The organism is Corallococcus sp. AS-1-6 (assembly GCF_020037015.1).
Taxonomy (GTDB): Bacteria; Myxococcota; Myxococcia; order Myxococcales; family Myxococcaceae; genus Corallococcus.
In genome coordinates this window covers 35,543-52,494 of record NZ_JAIQDE010000015.1, presented here as the reverse complement: position 1 = coordinate 52,494, position 16,952 = coordinate 35,543, and the positions used below count along the sequence as shown (strand labels likewise).

Genomic DNA, 16,952 nt, shown 5'->3' with positions numbered 1-16,952 from the left:
CGTTGCATTCCTTGCTCCTTTGAAGGAGGGCGCGGCGCGCGCATGGACTCGCGGCGAGGCGCCTCCTTGGATTCCTGGCGCTGATACGCAAGGGCCCGGCGCTCCTGGTCCAAGGATTCGCGCGAAGGGCCTGGCACGACCAGCGCCGGAGCCACCCTCCGTATGACGGGTGCAAGTCATTGCCTCTTCTTCCGGAGTCCTCCGAAATGCGTTCGTTCCGCTGGTGCGCCCCGGGCGTGCTGGGGTTGCTGTGGGCCACGGCCTGCGGCGTCCCCGACGCCCCTCCCGATGTCCCCGAAGACACCCCCGTGCGCCTGTCCCGGCAGGCGCTGGAGACCACCTGCGACGAGCGCAACAACGCCCTGCTCCAGTCGCTCAAGTCTCCGCTGACCGCGCGCGCGTGCACCTATGACGAGGACTGCCCGCAGGGGTCCTTCTGCAATGAGAGCACGGGCCAGTGTGATTGGAGTTGCCTGGCGGGAGGCCCGGCGGGCACCGGCTGCTCCACGGGCCAGGTCTGTGATTGCGAGGGCCGCTGCGCTTCAGAGGGCTCCGAGGCGCCGCTGGAGCTGCCCGGGACGCTGCCGCGCGTGGACGTCACCCCCGGCGCGCTGACCTTCTCCGCGCCCGCCCCGAGCGCGCCCTTCACGGCGCAGCGCCTGGTGGTGGGCGTGGCGGCGCTGAACGCGACGGAGGCCGCCAAGGCGGCGAACCAGCCGGTGCGCGTGGTGGGCGGCCCGGGCATGGAGGTGGCGTGCAACGCGGGCGACGCGCCGGCGACGGTCTTCGCCAGCGAGTGCACCGTGAGCACGTGGACGTTCAGCGACTTCGGCACGGGCAAGCGCGCCACGGTGAACGTGGACGTGCGGCCGCGCTCCGACACCACGCTGTCTCGCTGGTACGTCACGCTGGAGGCCGCCCAGGGCACGCCCCGGCGCACCCGCGTGGACGCGGAGCTCCTGGAGTCCTCGCCGGGCGTGGGCGGCGTGCGGCCCTTCCACGGCACGGTGACGCTGGCGCTGGACGCCTCCGCGGACGCGGGCACGGACCCCATCGTCCTGCCGGTGCGCGGCTTCGCCAACGACACCCACCTGTACCTGTACGACGCGTCGCGCACCCTGTCCCCGTCCGGGAAGCTGCGCCTGAGCGCCGGCACGAACCGCCACGGCGAGGAGTGGCTGCCCTCCTCCTCCGGCTCCAGCACGGCGGACGCCGTCACCGTGGACGTGGAGGGCGGGTATGACGGCTCGGGCGCCTCCAGCCCCCGGCTGTCCGGCGCCTTCACCGTGCGCCTGCCCCGCCCGGTGAGCAGCACCTGGGGCGTGAGCGCGCGCTACCAACTGTCCCGCCTGCGCGTGGAGACCGCCACGGGGGTGAGCGACCTGCCCCTCACCGCGTGCCCCGCCTCCGCGTGCGCCACCGGCGAGGTGTGCGAGCCGGACCTGGGCGTGTGCGTGCCCGGCGTGCGCACGTGGTCCGGCGTCAGCGCGACCACGCCCACCAACACCGTCGTCAGCGAGGAGCGCGCCGCCTGGGACCAGGAGGCCTCCAGCAAGCTCACCGAGTACCTGGCCCTGGACGCCACGCTGACGCCCTCGCGGCTGGCGCGCGGCATCCTCTGCCACCAGGGCAACCCCTCCAGCCCCCAGGACGTGAGCGGCTTTCCGGCCGCCGCCACCGTGGCGGCGGCGCAGGGCCTGGTGCGCGAGCGCTCCGGCGACTTCGTCTGCGCCAACGGCGGCCTGCCCTACCAGGCCGAGCTGCTCAACACCTGGGACCGCTACCCGGACACCAACGGCCTGAAGAACCCGGACCGCCTCACCGACATGGAGATGCTCTCCGAGTGCATGGCGGACCTGAAGCGCCCGGTGGTGTCCGGCCCCAGCCTGGCCGCGGGCCCCTGGTTCGCCAACCGCTTCGGCACCCGCTACGCGGTCCTCACCCAGCGCTCCAGCCTGTCCTCCACGAGCCGCATCACCCCGGGGCGCTGCTTCAACCTGGCGCGCTTCTACGGCGCGCTCCACCTGAGCGCCCGGGAGTCCACCAGCCGCGACCAGCGCCTGGCGTGGCGCCTGTTCCAGCAGTGGATCGCCACGCACGGCTACGTGGCCCAGCAGGTGGTGCAGCAGCGCGAGCTGTCCGCCTTCCTCAACGAGACGCCGCCGTCCGACTGGGACTCCGTGCCCGCGCTGATGGAGCGCTTCGAGAAGGGCTGGGACCTGCTGCTGGACAACGCCTACGCGTCGCTCGTGCCGGGCAATGACGCGGCCCGCACATGCAGCCTGCTCAACCCCGACTACCGGCTGCCGCCCCCGCCGGTGGCGTCCTGGACGGTCAACGCCTCCCAGGTGTCCGTGCAGGACCGGGGCCCCGGCGCGCGCTGGAACCGCGCGAAGAGCACGTTCTTCTTCCACACCCCGTCGCTCGCGGCCGGCTGCACCAGCACCACCACGCCCGTGGAGCTGGCGTTCGCGTCCTATGCGGCGGACGGCGTCGCCAGCGCACCGCGCTCGCTCCAGGTGAAGTGCCTGGACCGCACGGACGCGTGGGAGCTCACCGCGGTGGCCGCGCGCAAGAAGGGGCTGACGGGCAGCACCGTCGCCACCTGGACGTGGAGCGTGCCGCGCACCACCGGCGCCCTGGCCTTCGCGGTGGTGGACCGGGGCACGGACTGGAGGCGGCTGGACGCGGGCGGCGCGTCCGTGGCGCCCGCGACGGAGGACATCGGCTTCCAGGACTTCTCGCTCGTCCCCCCGTTCCGCCAGAAGGTGTCCGGCGCGGTCGGCACCCGGCTGGCCGCGTGGGACTTCCTGGTGGACGACGCGCAGTTGCAGGACGCCATCGCCCAGGGCACGCGCTACGACTTCCCGGCCGGCGACCTGGCCCCCCTGCCCGGCGCCCAGCCGCAGCACGACGCGACGGCGGGGCTGCCCGCGCTGATGCTGGAGGGGCTGACGGCGCACCTGCGCCTGCTCAACGAGGACCTGGACGCCACCGCGCGCACCACGCTGGCCTCCTGCGGCCCGGTGTCCGCGGGCTCCACGCGCGACCTGGCCCTGGCGCGCTTCGGGCGCACCCTGCGCTACGAGGTGCTGGTGGAGGCCATGGCCCGCTCCGCGTACGCGAAGGAGCGCGCCGCGTGCACGCCCGCCATGGGCCTGGGGGAGCTGTCCTGGGAGGTGCGCTGGCGCGACGCGCAGGCGGAGCTGGAGGCCGTGCGCCGCCAGTCCTATGAGAAGCTGCGCGCGCTCACGGACTGCACGCCCTACGGCATGCCCCTGGACGAGGCGCCCATCGCCTTCGGCGCCACGCCCACGGGCCCCATCGAGCGCTACTTCGGCAGCTCCACGTACCTGCACGCCAACGCGAAGGGCGCGGTGGAGACGGCGGTGGCCGCCAAGGTGCAGGCGGAGGTGGCCTGGGTGAACCTGCGCAACGGCGAGGTGCAGGAGGCCTTCCAGGGCAGCATGAAGGACCAGCGCGTCCTGGAGCTCCAGCGCCAGTACGGCGCCCCCATCGTGCAGATGTGCGGGCTGACGGACGTGGCCTCCGAGAACGTGCTCGAGCGCTTCGACCCGGCGCGCACGGCCCAGCCGCTGAGCCCCGCCACCTGCTTCGTGAAGCCCGAGTGCCAGCAGCCCGCGGCGGTGGTGCACTCCCGCGTGAAGACCGAGCACGCGCGCTTCACCCTGTGCACCTGGCGCAAGCTGGTGGCCTCCCCCACCGACTACACCGACGCGGCGGTCCGCACCCTGGTGGAGCACTACGCGGACGTCACCGTGGCGGCGGGCTCGGGCGTGGTGTCCTGGAGCGGCGTCACGCTGCCCGTGGCGAAGCTGTACGGGCCGCCGCTGCCGACGAAGGACCTGTCCCCGGACGCGCTCACCTCCGCGAACACCGCGTGCCTCCAGGAGCTGGGCACGGCGGGCAGCCAACTGCCCACCGCCTCCAGCCTGGGCTACAAGCTGGAGAGCAGTTGCTACCGGGGGGACATGGGCGCCGCGGTGCTCACCCTCATCGGCGCGAACCAGAGCGTCCAGGTGGCCCAGTCGCAGTGGGCGGACGCCCAGGAGCGGCTGCGCGTCGCGCGTCAGCGCTGCGCGCTCCTCCAGGAGGACACCAACACGCAACTGGCGCTGAGCGCGGCCTTCGAGCAGCAGATGCACGACCTCATCGCCCAGAAGGCGCGCGTGGACCGGCGCGTGAACAACCTCAGCGACCTCAACAGCAAGGCGGACGGCATCATCGGCGCGTTCGCGCAAGGGGGCCTCTTCGGGGCCGTCTGGGGCAGCTTCAAGCTCCTGGGGGGAGCCGCGGAGAACCGGTACAAGGACGAGGCCATCCGCATCAGCGAGCGCATCTCCCAGGCGGAGAACACCCACCGCGCGCAGATGGAGGCGCTCCAGCTCCAGTCGAACGTGCGCCAGTGCTACGCGGAGTCCAACATGTACGCGGTGGGCATCCACACCGCGGCGCTCCAGGTGGACCAGGTGGAGACGAGCGTGGACGCGGCGCTGCTCCAGTTGGAGGGCCTGGAGGGACGGGTGCGCCAGTTGCTCATGGAGGGCGACCAGGTCGTCGCGCGCGAGCAGGACCGCCAGGTGCCGCTCTTCTCGCACGACTTCTGGCTGCACGAGAAGCTGACCTCGGCGCGCGACACCTTCGCCACCGCGAAGCGGCTGTCGTACCTCTTCGCGCGGGCCCTGGAGTACGAGAAGCAGCAGAGCTCCCCCGCCCTGGGCGCCATCCTGGCGGCGCAAGGCCCGCTGCAACTGCTGGGCGCGCTCAACGCCTACAGCTTCGCGGTGCTGGACAAGACCGTCTACGGCCGGGACGTGGAGGCGCAGTCCTTCGTGGTGGCGCTGCGCTCGGGGGTGCTCAAGCTGGAGGACCAGGTGGCCACCGTGCCCGGGGACCGCAGCCTGACGAAGCAGGAGCGCTTCACCCGCCGGCTGCTGTCGCCGGAGAGCGCGGTGTACGACGACAACGGCCGCTACCTGGGCCAGGGCCTGCGCTTCGCGCTGCGCGACGGCCTGGGCCCCAACGCCATCCGCTGCGGGGAGAAGGTGTGGACGGTGCACGCGCACCTGGTGGGCGATGACCGGCTGGAGACGTGGCTCAACACGCGCGGGCTGGCGCCGCTCATCCTGCGCAAGCGCAACACGTTCTCCAGCCACCTGTGCGACCCGGACCACCCGGGCCTGCAGACGCGGTCGTTGCGCCCGTCGCTGCGCAGCGGCGGGTACACCGGCACCGCCCGCCCGGGCGAGGAGGCCACCTTCACGCCGGTCAGCGTGGCCGCCGCCACGGGACAGAACGTGGTGACCTTCCAGCAGACCCCCTCGGGTGACGGCTCCACCGAGTGGAAGGGCCGGGGCCTCTATGGGGAATACGAGGTCATCTTCCCCTGGGTGAACCTGCTGACGCGGGACGGCGTGGACACGCACTTCCCGCTGGATGGCATCACGGACGTGTACCTGCGCTTCGAGCAGGTCTCCGCCGCCACCACGCACGTCTATCCCTGAAGCCGTCTCACCCCCTCCCGCGCCCGCCTGGCGCGGGAGGGGTGTCTGTCTTTGTCCATCACGTCGGAATCCCACACATCGCAAGGAAGAGGGGGCTGTCCATGCACGGGCGGCGCAGCAGGTCATTCATAGGATGGAGCACGGCGCTGGGCGCCCTGCTCCTGGGCGTTCCGGCGTGGGGGGCGGGAGATCCCGCTCCGGGCGCCGCCACCGCGCAGACGGTGAAGCTGCCGGACGGGCCCGGCAGCGTGCGGGGGCTCGCGGACAGCCCCAGCGTGAACGTGTTCAGCGGGCAGTTGGGCTACCGCGTGCCGCTGGAGCTGCCGGAGGGCATCGCCGGCTTCGGGCCGAAGCTGTCGCTGGCGTACTCAGGGGAGCTGGGCAACGGCCCCCTGGGCGTCGGCTGGGCGCTGCCCCAGGCCTCCATCCGGCGCGCCACGCGCCAGGGCGTGCCCGCGTACACCGCGGCGGACGAGCTGGAGCTGCTGGGCGTGGGCGGCGGTGGCCGGCTGGTGGCGCTGCCGGACGGCACGTGGCGCGTGGAGGGACAGGGCCACAGCATCAAGGTGGAGCGCGACGGCGACGGCTACGCCGTCACGGAGAGCGGCGGCGTGCGCTTCCGGTTGGGCATCACCGCGGCGGGGCGCCAGGCGGACGGCGCGCGCGTGGCGGGGTGGTTCGTGGAGGAGGTCCTCCACCCCAACGGCCAGGTCGTGACGTTCCAGTACACCCAGCACCAGGGGCAGCAGTACCTGTCGGAGGTGAAGTGGGGCCCCGGCACGGCGTTCCGCGCGGAGTTCATCCATGAGCCCCGCCCGGACGTGACGGTGAGCTACCGCACGGGCTTCGCGGTCCAGACGGCGCAGCGGCTGTCCCAGGTGCGCGTGCACGCCTTCGGCGAGGTGCTGCGCGTGTACTCGCTGGGCTACGAGCAGTCCCGGGCCCTGAGCCGGCTGGAGCGGGTGACGATGCTGGGGCGCGGGAGCGTGGGGCAGTTGCCCACGCTGACGTTCCAGTACGCGCCCGCGCAGGAGCCCACCTCCGTGCAGGTGGAGCCCGCCTCCGGGTGGCTGCTCAGCACGACGGGCACCAGCTTCCTGGACGTCGACGGCGACGGCATGGCGGACCTGGTGCGGCTGGGCACCTCCGGGCACCAGTGGCGCAAGGGCACGGGCGCGGGCTTCGGGCCGGCGCGCACGCTCGCGGGGGCCTCCGGCGCGCAGCTCTCCAGCGCGCGCTTCCTGGACGTGGACGGGGACTCCAAGCCGGAGCTGGTGCGCAGCTTCTCCGAGGCCTGGCAGGTGAACACCCTCCAGGGTGAGTCGCTGGGCAGCACGGCCTCCAAGTGGCACGGCACGGACGCGCTGGCCCTCTTCAGCACCAGCACCTTCCTCGCGGACCTCAACGGCGACGGCCGCGTGGACGTGGTGCGCACGGGCAGCGAGTCCCTGTCCGTGCGCTGGAACCGGGTGAGCTGCCCGGGCGCTCCCGCCACGCAGACGCCCTGCCTCAACGCGGCGGTGAGCCGGCCGGCGGTGGACGGGGTCGCGCTGCTGCCCGGCCCCAACGCGCGCTTCCACGAGGTGAACGGCGACGGGCTGGCGGACGTCGTCCAGCTCCTCACCGGGAGCTACAAGGTCTACCTGGGCCGGGGGGACGGCACCTTCGCCGCGGCGGGCAGCTTCACCTACCCGTGGGGGGACGGCACCAACACGGCCAACGTGAAGCTCGCGGACCTGGACCGCGACGGGCTGATGGACCTGGTGCACGTGCTGGGCGGCTACGTGCACTGGTACCGGGGCAAGGCGGGCGGCGGCGTGGAGGCCACGGCCACGCGGCTGGTGCCTCCGTCCGCGGACGGCGCGTCCACGGTGGTGGCGCTGGCGGACGTCAACGGCAACGGCAGCGAGGACGTGGTGTGGAGCGGCCCCACCGGCATGTGGGCCATGGACCTGGCGGGCCCCACGACGGCGGGCATGCTGGTGGGGCTGGACAACGGCCTGGGCAAGACGGTGACGCTCCAGTACGCGTCCAGCGCGCAGCTCTCCGTGGCCGCGGAGTCCACGCCGGACCCGTGGACGCGCAAGCTGCCGGTGTCCGTGCCGGTGCCGGTGCGCGTGGAGGTGGACCCCGGCGCGGGAGGCCCCGTGCGCGCGGTGGAGTACACCGTGCGGGACGGCTTCTGGGACGGCCAGGAGCGGCGCTTCGGCGGCTTCCTGGTGGGCGGCATGACGACGCCGGGCGCCACCCCGGCGACGACGCTGTACCAGGAGACGCGCTACCACGCGGGCCTGGGGATGGACCGCGCGCTGCGCGGCGCGCCCCTGGAGGTGCGCACCCAGGACGGCACGGGGCAGCTCTTCACCGTGGAGACGTCCGAGTACGAGGCGCGGCCGGTGGAGGGCCTGCCGGACACGGCGCTGCTGCGCCGGGCCGCGCTGCTGGAGCAGCGCACGCTGCACCATGAAGGCGTCAGCTCGCCGCTGGTGACGAAGACGACGTATGCCTACGACGCCCGCGTGCGCCCCATCCGGGAGGAGCGCTTCGGGCGGCTGGACCTGGAAGGCGACGAGCGCTTCACGACGCGCGTCTGGGCCAGCGACGACACGCTGTGGGTGCAGGACGTGCTGTGCGAGGAGCAGGTGCGCGAGGTGGACGGCACGCTGGTGGCGCACACCCGCAACTTCTACGGCGACGCCACGCAGGTGTTCACCTGGACGGACCCGGCGGCCTGCCGCGCGGGCCGGCTGGCGCGTGAGACGCACGGCTTCCTCGCGGACGCCACGAACCCGCGCTGGGTGCTGCGCTCCGCCACGGAGTACGACGCCTGGGACAACCCGGTGCGCACCTACTCCCTGGGGAGCTGGCGCGAGCTCAGCTACGACAGCCACCACCTGTACCCCACCGAGGAGCGCATCAGCCCGCAGGCGGGGCAGACGCTGTCCTGGGGCATGACGTGGGACGACGTCGTGGGGCGCCCCACGACGATGACCGACCCCACGGGCGCCACCACCCACCTGAGCTACGACAGCCTGGGGCGGCCCTCGACGCTGGCGCTGGGCACCCAGCCCCCGCACCTGCGCTTCGTCTACGACTGGTCCGCGCCGCGGCCCCGGACGTACACCTATTCCTTCGACGGGGCCGAGGACGCGCTGGCCGGCAGTTGGACGGGGGCGTGGCAGGACGGCGGCCCCTGGCGTGAGACGGTGGCCGTGACCAACGGCCTGGGCGAGGAGCTGTACTCGGCCACGCGCCTGAGCGCGGACCGGTGGATCGTCTCCGGCTGGCGCGAGCGCGACGCCCGGGGCCTGGTGGTGTACGCGGCCGACAGCTTCCACGCGGACGGCGCGCTGCCGACAGCGCGCCCCACCAGCGCCGTGGGCCAGGTGCTGACCCACGACGCCCTGGGCCGGCCTCTCACCCAGACGCTGCCCACGCTGGCGCTGCGGAGCATGGCCTACCGCGCCTTCGAGGCCACCGAGTCCGTCCAGGACCTGGCGCCGGTGACGACCCGCCGCGACGGCCTGGGCCGCATCCTGCGCACGGAGCGGCAGGTGGGCACGGTGCTGGAGGCGGTGGACGCCGCCTACGACGCCGCCGACCGGCTGCTCACCGTGAGCCTGCAGGGCGGCGCGGCCACCCACGCCTTCACCTACGACACGCTGGGCCGGCTGGTGGCGGCGAATGATCCGGACATCGGGCAGCGCATCCTGCGCTACACCGACAGCGGCCGGCTGACGCACCACACGAACGGCGCGAACCAGACGCGCCAGTTCATCTACGACGACGCGGGGCGCCTGGTGCGCACCGAGGGCGAGGACGGCAGCGCCTTCGTCTACCACTACGACGTCGCGCAGGACGGCGGCACCACGGGCCGCACCACCAGCCGGCTCGCGTGGGTGGAGGAGCCGCGCGGCTCGGTGCACTTCACCTACGACGCCGCCGGCCGGGTGGTGGCGCGGCGCCGGATCATCGACGGCCTGTCCTCCGAGGAGTCCACCGTCTTCAGCCCCTCCGGGCTGACGCTGGCCACCACGGTGGACGGCGTGCGCGTGGACAACGCCTACGACGCCGCGGGCCGGCCCGTGCGGGCGGGCAGCTACTGGGAGGCGCTGACGCTGGACGCGGCGGGCCGCGTGATGGAGGAGCGCTACGGCAACGGCGTGCGCCAGTCGTACCAGCGCGACGCCATGGGCCTGGCCTCGCGGGTCCAGACGCTGCGCGGCACCGGCGCGGCCCTCTATGACGTGACGCTGACGCGCAACGCCTACGGCGCGCCCGCCACGGTGAGCGACGTGGACGGGGTGGGCCTCAACCACTCGGCCATCTTCAACTACGACGCGGCGGCCCGCCTCACGGACGCCGTCATCGGCGCCGAGCTGCTGCCGAACGGGATGCTCAAGCAGGGCCCCGACTCCTTCCGCTTCGACTACGCCTACGACGGCCTGCAGAACCTGCTCCAGCGCCAGGCCACCGGACCCAGGGCGCTGGGCCTGCTGACGGGCACCTACCACCACGGCGAGCGGGGCTTCGGGCCCCGCCAGCTCACCCGCGTGGAGTCCCCTGGCGGCGACACGCTGCTGGACTACGACGCGGCGGGGCGCGTGGTGCGTCAGGGCGCGCGCACGCTGGAGTACAACGGGCTGGATCAACTGGTCGGCGTGACGATGCCCGGCCCGGGCGGCACGCCGGCCCTGGTCCAGCACGGCTACGGCTATGACGGCCAGCGCACCCTGACCCAGGGCGCCGCGGGGGAGACCCAATACTGGTTCTCGCCCCAGCTCACCCAGCGCACGCCGACGACGCGCGAGCGCTACGTGAAGCTGGGGGACCGGACGCTGGCGCGCATCACGCAGACCGCGACGGGCGCGACCGGCCCGCTGGCGGACTTCGGCGGCCCCCGGGGCGCGGCGCTCGACGGCGCGGTGGCCCGGGGCCTCACGGGGACGGTGGCGGGCGCGCTGGTGCTCCTGCTGCTGTCGGTGTTCCTGCCGCGCGCGTCCACGCGGACGCGAGGGCCCCGGCTGGTGGCGGGACTGGTGGCGGTGGCCCTGCTGGGGGCCGCGTGCGAGCCGGGCGTGAGGGCCTCCCAGCGGGCGCTCCAGCACGCGGCGCTGGTGGAGGTGGCGAGCACGCTCTACTTCCACACCGGCGTGTCCGCGGGCCCCGCGCTGATCACCCGCGCGGACGGCAGCGTCTTCGAGGAGCGGCGCTACGAGCCCTTCGGCGCGCCCATCGACGCGTACCGGGAGCTGGTGGGCGGCGGCGGCGTGGTGGGCAACGTGGACCACCAGCAGGAGCCGCTCAACACCCTCAACAAGCTGACGGACGCGCACACCGGCTGGAGTGACCACGGCGCCCGCTGGCTGGCGCCGGAGATGGCCCAATGGCTGACGCCGGATCCGCCGGTGAAGGCGCCCGACGAGGACTTCCTCCTGGCGCCCTGGGACCTCAATCCCTACCAGTACGTGCGCCAGAACCCCGTCCTCTACTGGGACCCGGATGGCAAGGACGCCGAGTTCGCCGCCAAGGCGCGGGAGTTCGGCGTGGGCTTCCTGTCCGGGCTGGCGCAGTCGGTGGGGGCTCCGCGGCTCCCCGTGGACCTGCCCATCGAGAACCAGTACGGGCAGATCGCCGGTGAGCTGGTGGGCGGCATCGCCCAGCTCGTCCTCGCCGACGCGATGGGCGGCGCGGGCGGAGCGCTGGCGGTGGCGGGTGTGGTGGGCACGCCGGCCACGGCGGGCGTCAGCCTGGGAGCGGTCGCCGCGGGCTCCGCGATGATGGCGGGCGCGGTGGTCGTGGGCGTCAACGGCACCGCCCACATCGCCAACGCCACCTCCCGCTTCATGGCGCTCCAGAAGAAGGGCGGCGGAAGCGACAACCCCGCGCCCGGAGGAGGCGGCGGAGGAGGCGGCGGCGGGCGCTCACCCCACCGGGACAAGCCGCGCATCGATGATGGCAACCTGAAGGAGGGGTGGATCCACATCGACGCGCGCCACGTGACGGGCAACCATCCCGCCGGGCACGGCGACCTCTTCGCGCCGGGGACCACGCGTCAGCAGATCTCCAAGGCGGCCGAGGACGTCGTCAAGTACGGGACGCGCAAGTCGAACCCCCGCACGCAATTGCAGACCTTCGAGATGAAGACGACCGTCAACGGCCAGAAGGACCTCATCCGTGTCATCGTGGACTCGGACGACGGCAACCGGGTCATCTCGGCGTTCCCGGTCCGGGGAACGACCAACCATGTCCCCACTCCCGCCGGCACCCCGCCGGCCACCCCGTGAGGCACCGACATGTTCCGACTGGAGTGTGAATGGCTCGACGCGCAGGACCCCGGCCGCTCGGGCTTCGACCTGGGGCACATGACCTTCACGAGCGACGCGGGGACCTGCACCTCCAAGGGCAGGTCCCCGGACCAGGCCATGATGCTCGCCGTCTCGTTCGTGGGGCTGCTCGACGGGCTCCAGGCGGTGGTGGCGGGCGGCGCGAAGGAGCACCTCTTCGTGGGGGCTGACTCGTCGTTCAGCCTGCGCTTCAAGCGCGGCAAGAAGGGCCGCATCGCCATCCAGTGCGGCACGGCGTCGCTGGGCGAGGTCGAGTCCGACGAGCTGTGCCGCGCCGTCCTGGAGGGCGTGGAGTCCTTCATGGCCCGGCCCGAGAGTGCCCTCCCCAAGGGAGACGCGGCGCGAGGCGACCTGGAGATGACCCTGCGGGAGTTCCGAAGGGCCGTCCCGGGGATGTGAGCAGGACCGGGCCCCTCCGGCAGGAATGGAGGGGCCCGGTGGAAATCCAAACGGCTAACATGCCCGCACCCGGGAAGAGTCCTGGCTTCCCCAGGTCCCGAGGGACGCGGAGGCTGAAACATCCCCTGCCCCGGACGCGTCCCGCGCGGTGACGATGGTGCTGCTGAGCCTCTACCAGATGCTCCACCTCGCCCGGACTCCCGAGGCCGTCAGGCGCCGCCGCTCCGGTCGAGCCCCCGGGCCCCTCTTCAGAACGAGGCGCTCCACGTGAGCGCGGCGCCCCCTGGAGCCGGCGCGACGCCCACGTCGGTGAGCAGCGAGAGGGCGCGGTGTCGCCGCTTCCATTCGACGTAGTCGTTGTGGCGGCTGATGCCCACGAACAGGAGCGGGAGCCCCACGGCCGCGAGGACGCCGCCAATCACCAGGGAGGACCCAAGACAGACATCCTGCGTGTCGCGAGGAACCAGGCTCGTCTTGCAGAGAGGCGACGAGAGCAGGTTGACCGCGCCCACGCCGGTCAAGATGCTGCCGGTGACGAGCATCCCGGTGCCCGTGGGGGGAGGCCTGCCGCCGAGCAGCTCGGTCTCGCGCTCCTGGGCGAGCACGGCTCCAGGGGCAAGGGCAAACGCCGCGCTCACGAACAACGACACAGGTGTCTTCATGAAGAGCACCCCGTCCATTGCCTTGCTCTCGACGCGTCTGGGATTGGTCCCTCCACGCGGCCCCGGGCTGCCCTGGAGGGAGGGGGTGGTGTTGAGCGCTGCAACAACACACCCCCGGGTGTCACCCCTGAGGCTTCCGCTGGCCCGCCGGGCCGCCTTGTTCCGGCGGCCCCCCATCCCCACGTCTCCCAGGCCCGGTCAGGGGGTCGCGAATGGTGGTGTTCCTCATGGACGGGCATTGCGCGCCCGCAAGGGTGGTGCGCCACTCGACCGCGGCGCGCAGGCTGCGCCTGGAGGTCCCCGACCTGCAATGGAACGCCTTCCTTGGCAAGCGGCTGGAGCGGACCTTCGCCACCTGGCCCGGCGTCGAGGAGGTGAGCGCGCAGCCCCGCACCGGACGGCTGCTGGTGCGCTACACGCCCCAGGCCCCGCTGCTGGCCCGGCTGCGCCAGGAGCCTGACGCCCCGAGCCCCCACGCCCCCGCCCCGGGCAAGGCCCGCCCGACACAGGGCACGCGGCGCGGGCCTCGGGCAGCGTGGCACGCGATGACGGTGGACGCGGTGCTGGCCCGGCTGGACGGCACGGACCATGGACTCTCCCCGGAGGAGGCGGCCCGGCGGCTCAGGCGCTTCGGCCCCAACGTCGTGCAGGAGGAGGCGCCGCGCTCGCGTCTGGCCATGCTGGGCTCGCAGTTGGCCACCGTGCCCACGGTGCTGCTGTTGGGCTCGGCGGGGGCCTCGGCGCTGGCGGGCGACGGGCTGGAGGCCTCCGCCATCCTCACGGTGGTGGGGCTCAACGCGGGCATCGGCTACCGCATCGAGCGCCGCAACCAGGAGCTGCTCGCGTCGTGGCAGAAGCTGGAGGCGGGCTCGGCGCAGGTGCTGCGCGGCGGCGTCCTCCTCACGGTGCCCGTGGCGGAGCTCGTGCCCGGGGACGTGGTGCTGCTGCGCGCCGGGGACGTGCTGCCCGCGGACATGCGCGTACTGGACGCGCACCGGCTCTCCGCGGACGAGGCGCTCCTCACCGGCGAGAGCGAGCCGCAATCCAAGCAGGCCGCGCCGGTGGACGCGGAGGCGCCGCTGGCGGAGCGCGCGTCGCTGTTGTTCGCGGGGACGACGGTGGCCTCCGGACATGGGCGCGCCCTGGTGGTGGCCACGGGCGCGGACACGGAGATGGCGCACGTGCGGGAGCTGGTGGCGCAGGAGTCCGCGCCGTCCACGCCGCTGACGCGCAAGCTGGGGCAGTTGGACCGGCGCGTGGCGGTGGCCTCCGTGGGCGCGGCGACGCTGTCCGCCCTGGCGGGGCTGGCCCATGGCCGCTCCGGCCCCCAGGTGCTGCGCGGCGCGGTGGCGCTGGGCGTGGCGGCGCTGCCGGAGGGCATGCCCCTGGTGGCGACCGCGGCGCTCGTGCGCGCCATGCAGCGGCTGCACGCGCGCGGCATGGTGGTGCGGCGCGTGTCCGCCGCCGAGGCGCTGGGAGGCGTCACCGTCATCTGCGCGGACAAGACGGGCACCCTCACGCGCAACGAGATGCGGCTGGAGGTGCTGGACATGGGCGATGGCCCCCTGGAGCTGTCCGCGCTGCGCCCGCGGCCCCAGGCCGTGCTGGAGGATCCGCCCACACTGGCGCTGGCGCTGGGCCTGCTCAACAGCGACGTGGACGTCCACCACCGGGGCAAGACGCTGGAGGTGTCCGGCAGCGCCACGGAGAAGGCGCTGGTGACCGCCGCGCACGCCGTGGGGCTGGACGGGGCCGCGCTGCGCCGCGCGTTTCCCCGCCGCCACCTTCGCGAGCGCTCCGAGGCCATCCACTACGTGCTGAGCGTCCACCATGCGCCTGACGACGGCGCGGTGGCCTTCATCAAGGGAGCGCCGGAGCAGGTGCTGGGCATGTGCGAGCGGGACTCGCGCGGGCCGCTGGACGCGCGGGGGCGGGAGCGGCTGGCGAGGCGCAACGACGCGCTGGCGGCGGACGGGCTGCGCGTGCTGGCGCTGGCCTGGCGGCGGCTCGCCCGGGACGACGGCCCCGCGCCGACGGACGGGTACACCTTCCTCGGCTTCGTGGGGCTGAGGGACCCGCTCCGTGACGGCGCGGCGGAGTCGGTGCGGCAGGCGCGGCACGCGGGCATCCGCACGGTGGTGTTGACGGGAGACCAGCCCCGCACGGCCGAGGCCGTCGCCCGGCAGGTGGGCCTGGAGGGAACCACCCTCACCCCGCATGAGCTGGCGGAGCTGCTCGGGTTGTCAGGCGAGGCGCTCGCGGACGGGCTCGCCCGCACCTCGGTGCTGGCGCGCGTGACCCCGGAGGACAAGCGGAAGCTGGTGAAGGCCCTGCGCGCGCAGGGGGCCATCGTCGCCATGGCGGGGGACGGCATCAACGACGCCCCGGCGCTCCGGGCGGCGGACGTGGGCGTGGCGGTGGGCGTGCGCTCCAGCGACATGGCGCGCGCGGTGGCGGACGTGGTGATGGCCAGCGAGGACCTGCGCAGCATCATGTCCGCCGTGGGCGAGGGCCGCATCGTCCAGGACAACCTGCGCCGGGCGCTGCGCTTCCTCTTCGCGACCAACCTCTCGGAGATGGCGCTGGTGCTAGGCGCGAGCCTGGTGGGGTTGCCGGAGCCGCTCTCGCCGCTGCAGTTGCTGTGGCTCAACCTCCTCACGGACACGCTGCCGGGGATCGCCCTGGCGCTGGAGCCGGGGGACCCGGCCATCCTCGACCGGCCCCCGGCGCCCCCCGGGATGCCGCTGCTCACGCGGCCGGCGGCGCTGCGGGTGGTTCGCGACGGGGCGCTGCTGGCGGGCGTCGGCGGGCTGGGGCTGGCGCTGGGAGGCCCGCCGCTGGCGTTCGGGACGCTCACCGCGGCGCAGCTCGGCTATTCGGCCGTGTGCCGCGCTCCTGGAGAGGCACGGCGCAATGTCTCCAAGGGCGGCGGGTGGCGCCTCCCCGTCTTCGTCGGCGGGGCCGCGGCCATGCACGCGGCGGCGCTCACCCTCCCGCCGCTGCGGCGGGTGCTGCGTCTTCCGGCGCCCACCCTGCTGACGTTCGGCGGACTGGCGGCGGGGCTGGCCCTGCCGGCCCTGGTGGGCGCGGTGCCCGCGTGGGGCGGCCAGGTGGTGCGCAGGACGCGGCGGGTGACGGACACAACCTCTTCCCTGGAGACATCCTCATGAAGTTCGACCTCCCCTCCTTCCTCATGGGCTACGGCGCGGGCGCGAGCACGGTGCTGGTCGCCAGGCACCTGCGGCCGCTGCTCGTGGAGGTGGCCACCGCGGGCTACCGCTTCGTCGACATGGTGGCCGCGCGCACCGCGATGAAGCAGGAGGACCTCGAGGACCTGCTGGCGGAGGCGAGGGCGCGGGCCCGGCGAAGCGAACAGACGCGGCCGGAGGGCGAGGCCCAGGCCTAGGGAGCGCGCATGCCTCGGATCATCTACGTCATCCACACGTCTCCCGGGCGCACGCGCCTGCGGCTGCCGTGGCTGCGACATGACGCGAAGCAGGCCACTTCGCTGGCGGACGACCTGCTGCGGGTGGAGGGCGTCCACGAGGTGCAGGTGCGGCCCTACACCGGCAGCGTGCTGTGCATCCACGATCCCCAGGACCTGGACACCGGGCACCTGCTGGCGGAGGTGCGACGGCGCACGGGCGTGGACGTGGTGGTGCACCCCGGAGAGGCGCCCCCGCCCGAGGAGGCGGCCCTGCTGCGCTCCCTCGCGGAGGGCAGCGGCGTGGCGCGAGCGGCCAGCCTGTTCTTCAAGGGCGTCAACGTGGACGTGCTGCGCGCCACCGGGGGACACATGGACCTGGGCGCGCTCGCGACGCTGGGCTTCGCGGCGGCGGGCGCGGTGGAGGTGGCCATGAAGGGCAAGCTGGCCGCCCCTCCGTGGTTCAGCCTGGGCTGGTGGGCCTTCCGCACCTTCGTCAGCACGGAGAAGGTGGCCATCCAGCACACCCAGGCCCAGGTGCGCCAGGACGGCGGAGACACGCCCGGCTGAGGTCCGCTCCCGGCGGCGGCCTTCC

At 73.6% G+C, this 16,952-nt stretch carries 7 protein-coding genes; 6 read left to right on the top strand and 1 reads right to left on the bottom strand.

Annotation, left to right across the window (positions count from 1 at the left end; translation table 11 throughout):
• Positions 1-206 precede the first annotated feature (206 nt).
• The 3 genes from K8612_RS21320 to K8612_RS21310 all read left to right on the top strand — a co-directional run bounded on the left by K8612_RS21320 (position 207) and on the right by K8612_RS21310 (position 12,271).
• Positions 207-5,525, top strand: a complete 5,319-nt coding sequence (locus K8612_RS21320; protein ID WP_223763638.1) for a hypothetical protein — start codon at positions 207-209, stop codon at positions 5,523-5,525.
• Positions 5,526-5,626: 101 nt separating this feature from the next.
• On the top strand, positions 5,627-11,812 hold the full coding sequence (locus K8612_RS21315; protein ID WP_223763637.1) for an FG-GAP-like repeat-containing protein: 6,186 nt from the start codon (positions 5,627-5,629) through the stop codon (positions 11,810-11,812).
• 9 nt (positions 11,813-11,821) lie between these two features.
• Entirely contained in the window at positions 11,822-12,271 is a 450-nt protein-coding gene (locus K8612_RS21310) for a hypothetical protein (RefSeq protein ID WP_223763636.1), read from the top strand.
• Positions 12,272-12,519: 248 nt separating this feature from the next.
• Here K8612_RS21310 and K8612_RS21305 read toward each other — a convergent pair whose 3' ends face one another.
• Positions 12,520-12,933, bottom strand: a complete 414-nt coding sequence (locus K8612_RS21305; RefSeq protein ID WP_223763635.1) for a hypothetical protein — start codon at positions 12,931-12,933, stop codon at positions 12,520-12,522.
• Between the two features lie 212 nt (positions 12,934-13,145).
• Here K8612_RS21305 and K8612_RS21300 point away from each other — a divergent pair, with 212 nt between their 5' ends.
• From K8612_RS21300 to K8612_RS21290, 3 genes are read left to right on the top strand one after another with little or no spacing between them, the layout of a single operon-like run.
• Positions 13,146-16,103 carry a cation-transporting P-type ATPase gene (locus K8612_RS21300; RefSeq protein WP_223763634.1) on the top strand — a complete coding sequence of 986 codons (2,958 nt, stop codon included), beginning with the start codon at positions 13,146-13,148 and terminating at the stop codon, positions 16,101-16,103.
• Positions 16,100-16,339, top strand: a complete 240-nt coding sequence (locus K8612_RS21295; protein ID WP_223763633.1) for a hypothetical protein — start codon at positions 16,100-16,102, stop codon at positions 16,337-16,339. Before K8612_RS21300 ends, K8612_RS21295 begins: the two co-directional genes overlap by 4 nt.
• A gap of 9 nt (positions 16,340-16,348) precedes the next feature.
• Positions 16,349-16,927, top strand: coding sequence for an HMA2 domain-containing protein (locus K8612_RS21290; protein ID WP_223763632.1), 579 nt, complete (start codon positions 16,349-16,351; stop codon positions 16,925-16,927).
• Positions 16,928-16,952: the final 25 nt, after the last annotated feature.

Bases quoted from the DNA above. Each gene is read 5' to 3' on its own strand.
- K8612_RS21300 (WP_223763634.1), top strand. From the start codon at position 13,146: ATGGTGGTGTTCCTCATGGACGGGCATTGCGCGCCCGCAAGGGTGGTG.
- K8612_RS21315 (WP_223763637.1), top strand. From the start codon at position 5,627: ATGCACGGGCGGCGCAGCAGGTCATTCATAGGATGGAGCACGGCGCTG.
- K8612_RS21295 (WP_223763633.1), top strand. From the start codon at position 16,100: ATGAAGTTCGACCTCCCCTCCTTCCTCATGGGCTACGGCGCGGGCGCG.
- K8612_RS21320 (WP_223763638.1), top strand. From the start codon at position 207: ATGCGTTCGTTCCGCTGGTGCGCCCCGGGCGTGCTGGGGTTGCTGTGG.
- K8612_RS21305 (WP_223763635.1), bottom strand. From the start codon at position 12,933: ATGAAGACACCTGTGTCGTTGTTCGTGAGCGCGGCGTTTGCCCTTGCC.
- K8612_RS21310 (WP_223763636.1), top strand. From the start codon at position 11,822: ATGTTCCGACTGGAGTGTGAATGGCTCGACGCGCAGGACCCCGGCCGC.
- K8612_RS21290 (WP_223763632.1), top strand. From the start codon at position 16,349: ATGCCTCGGATCATCTACGTCATCCACACGTCTCCCGGGCGCACGCGC.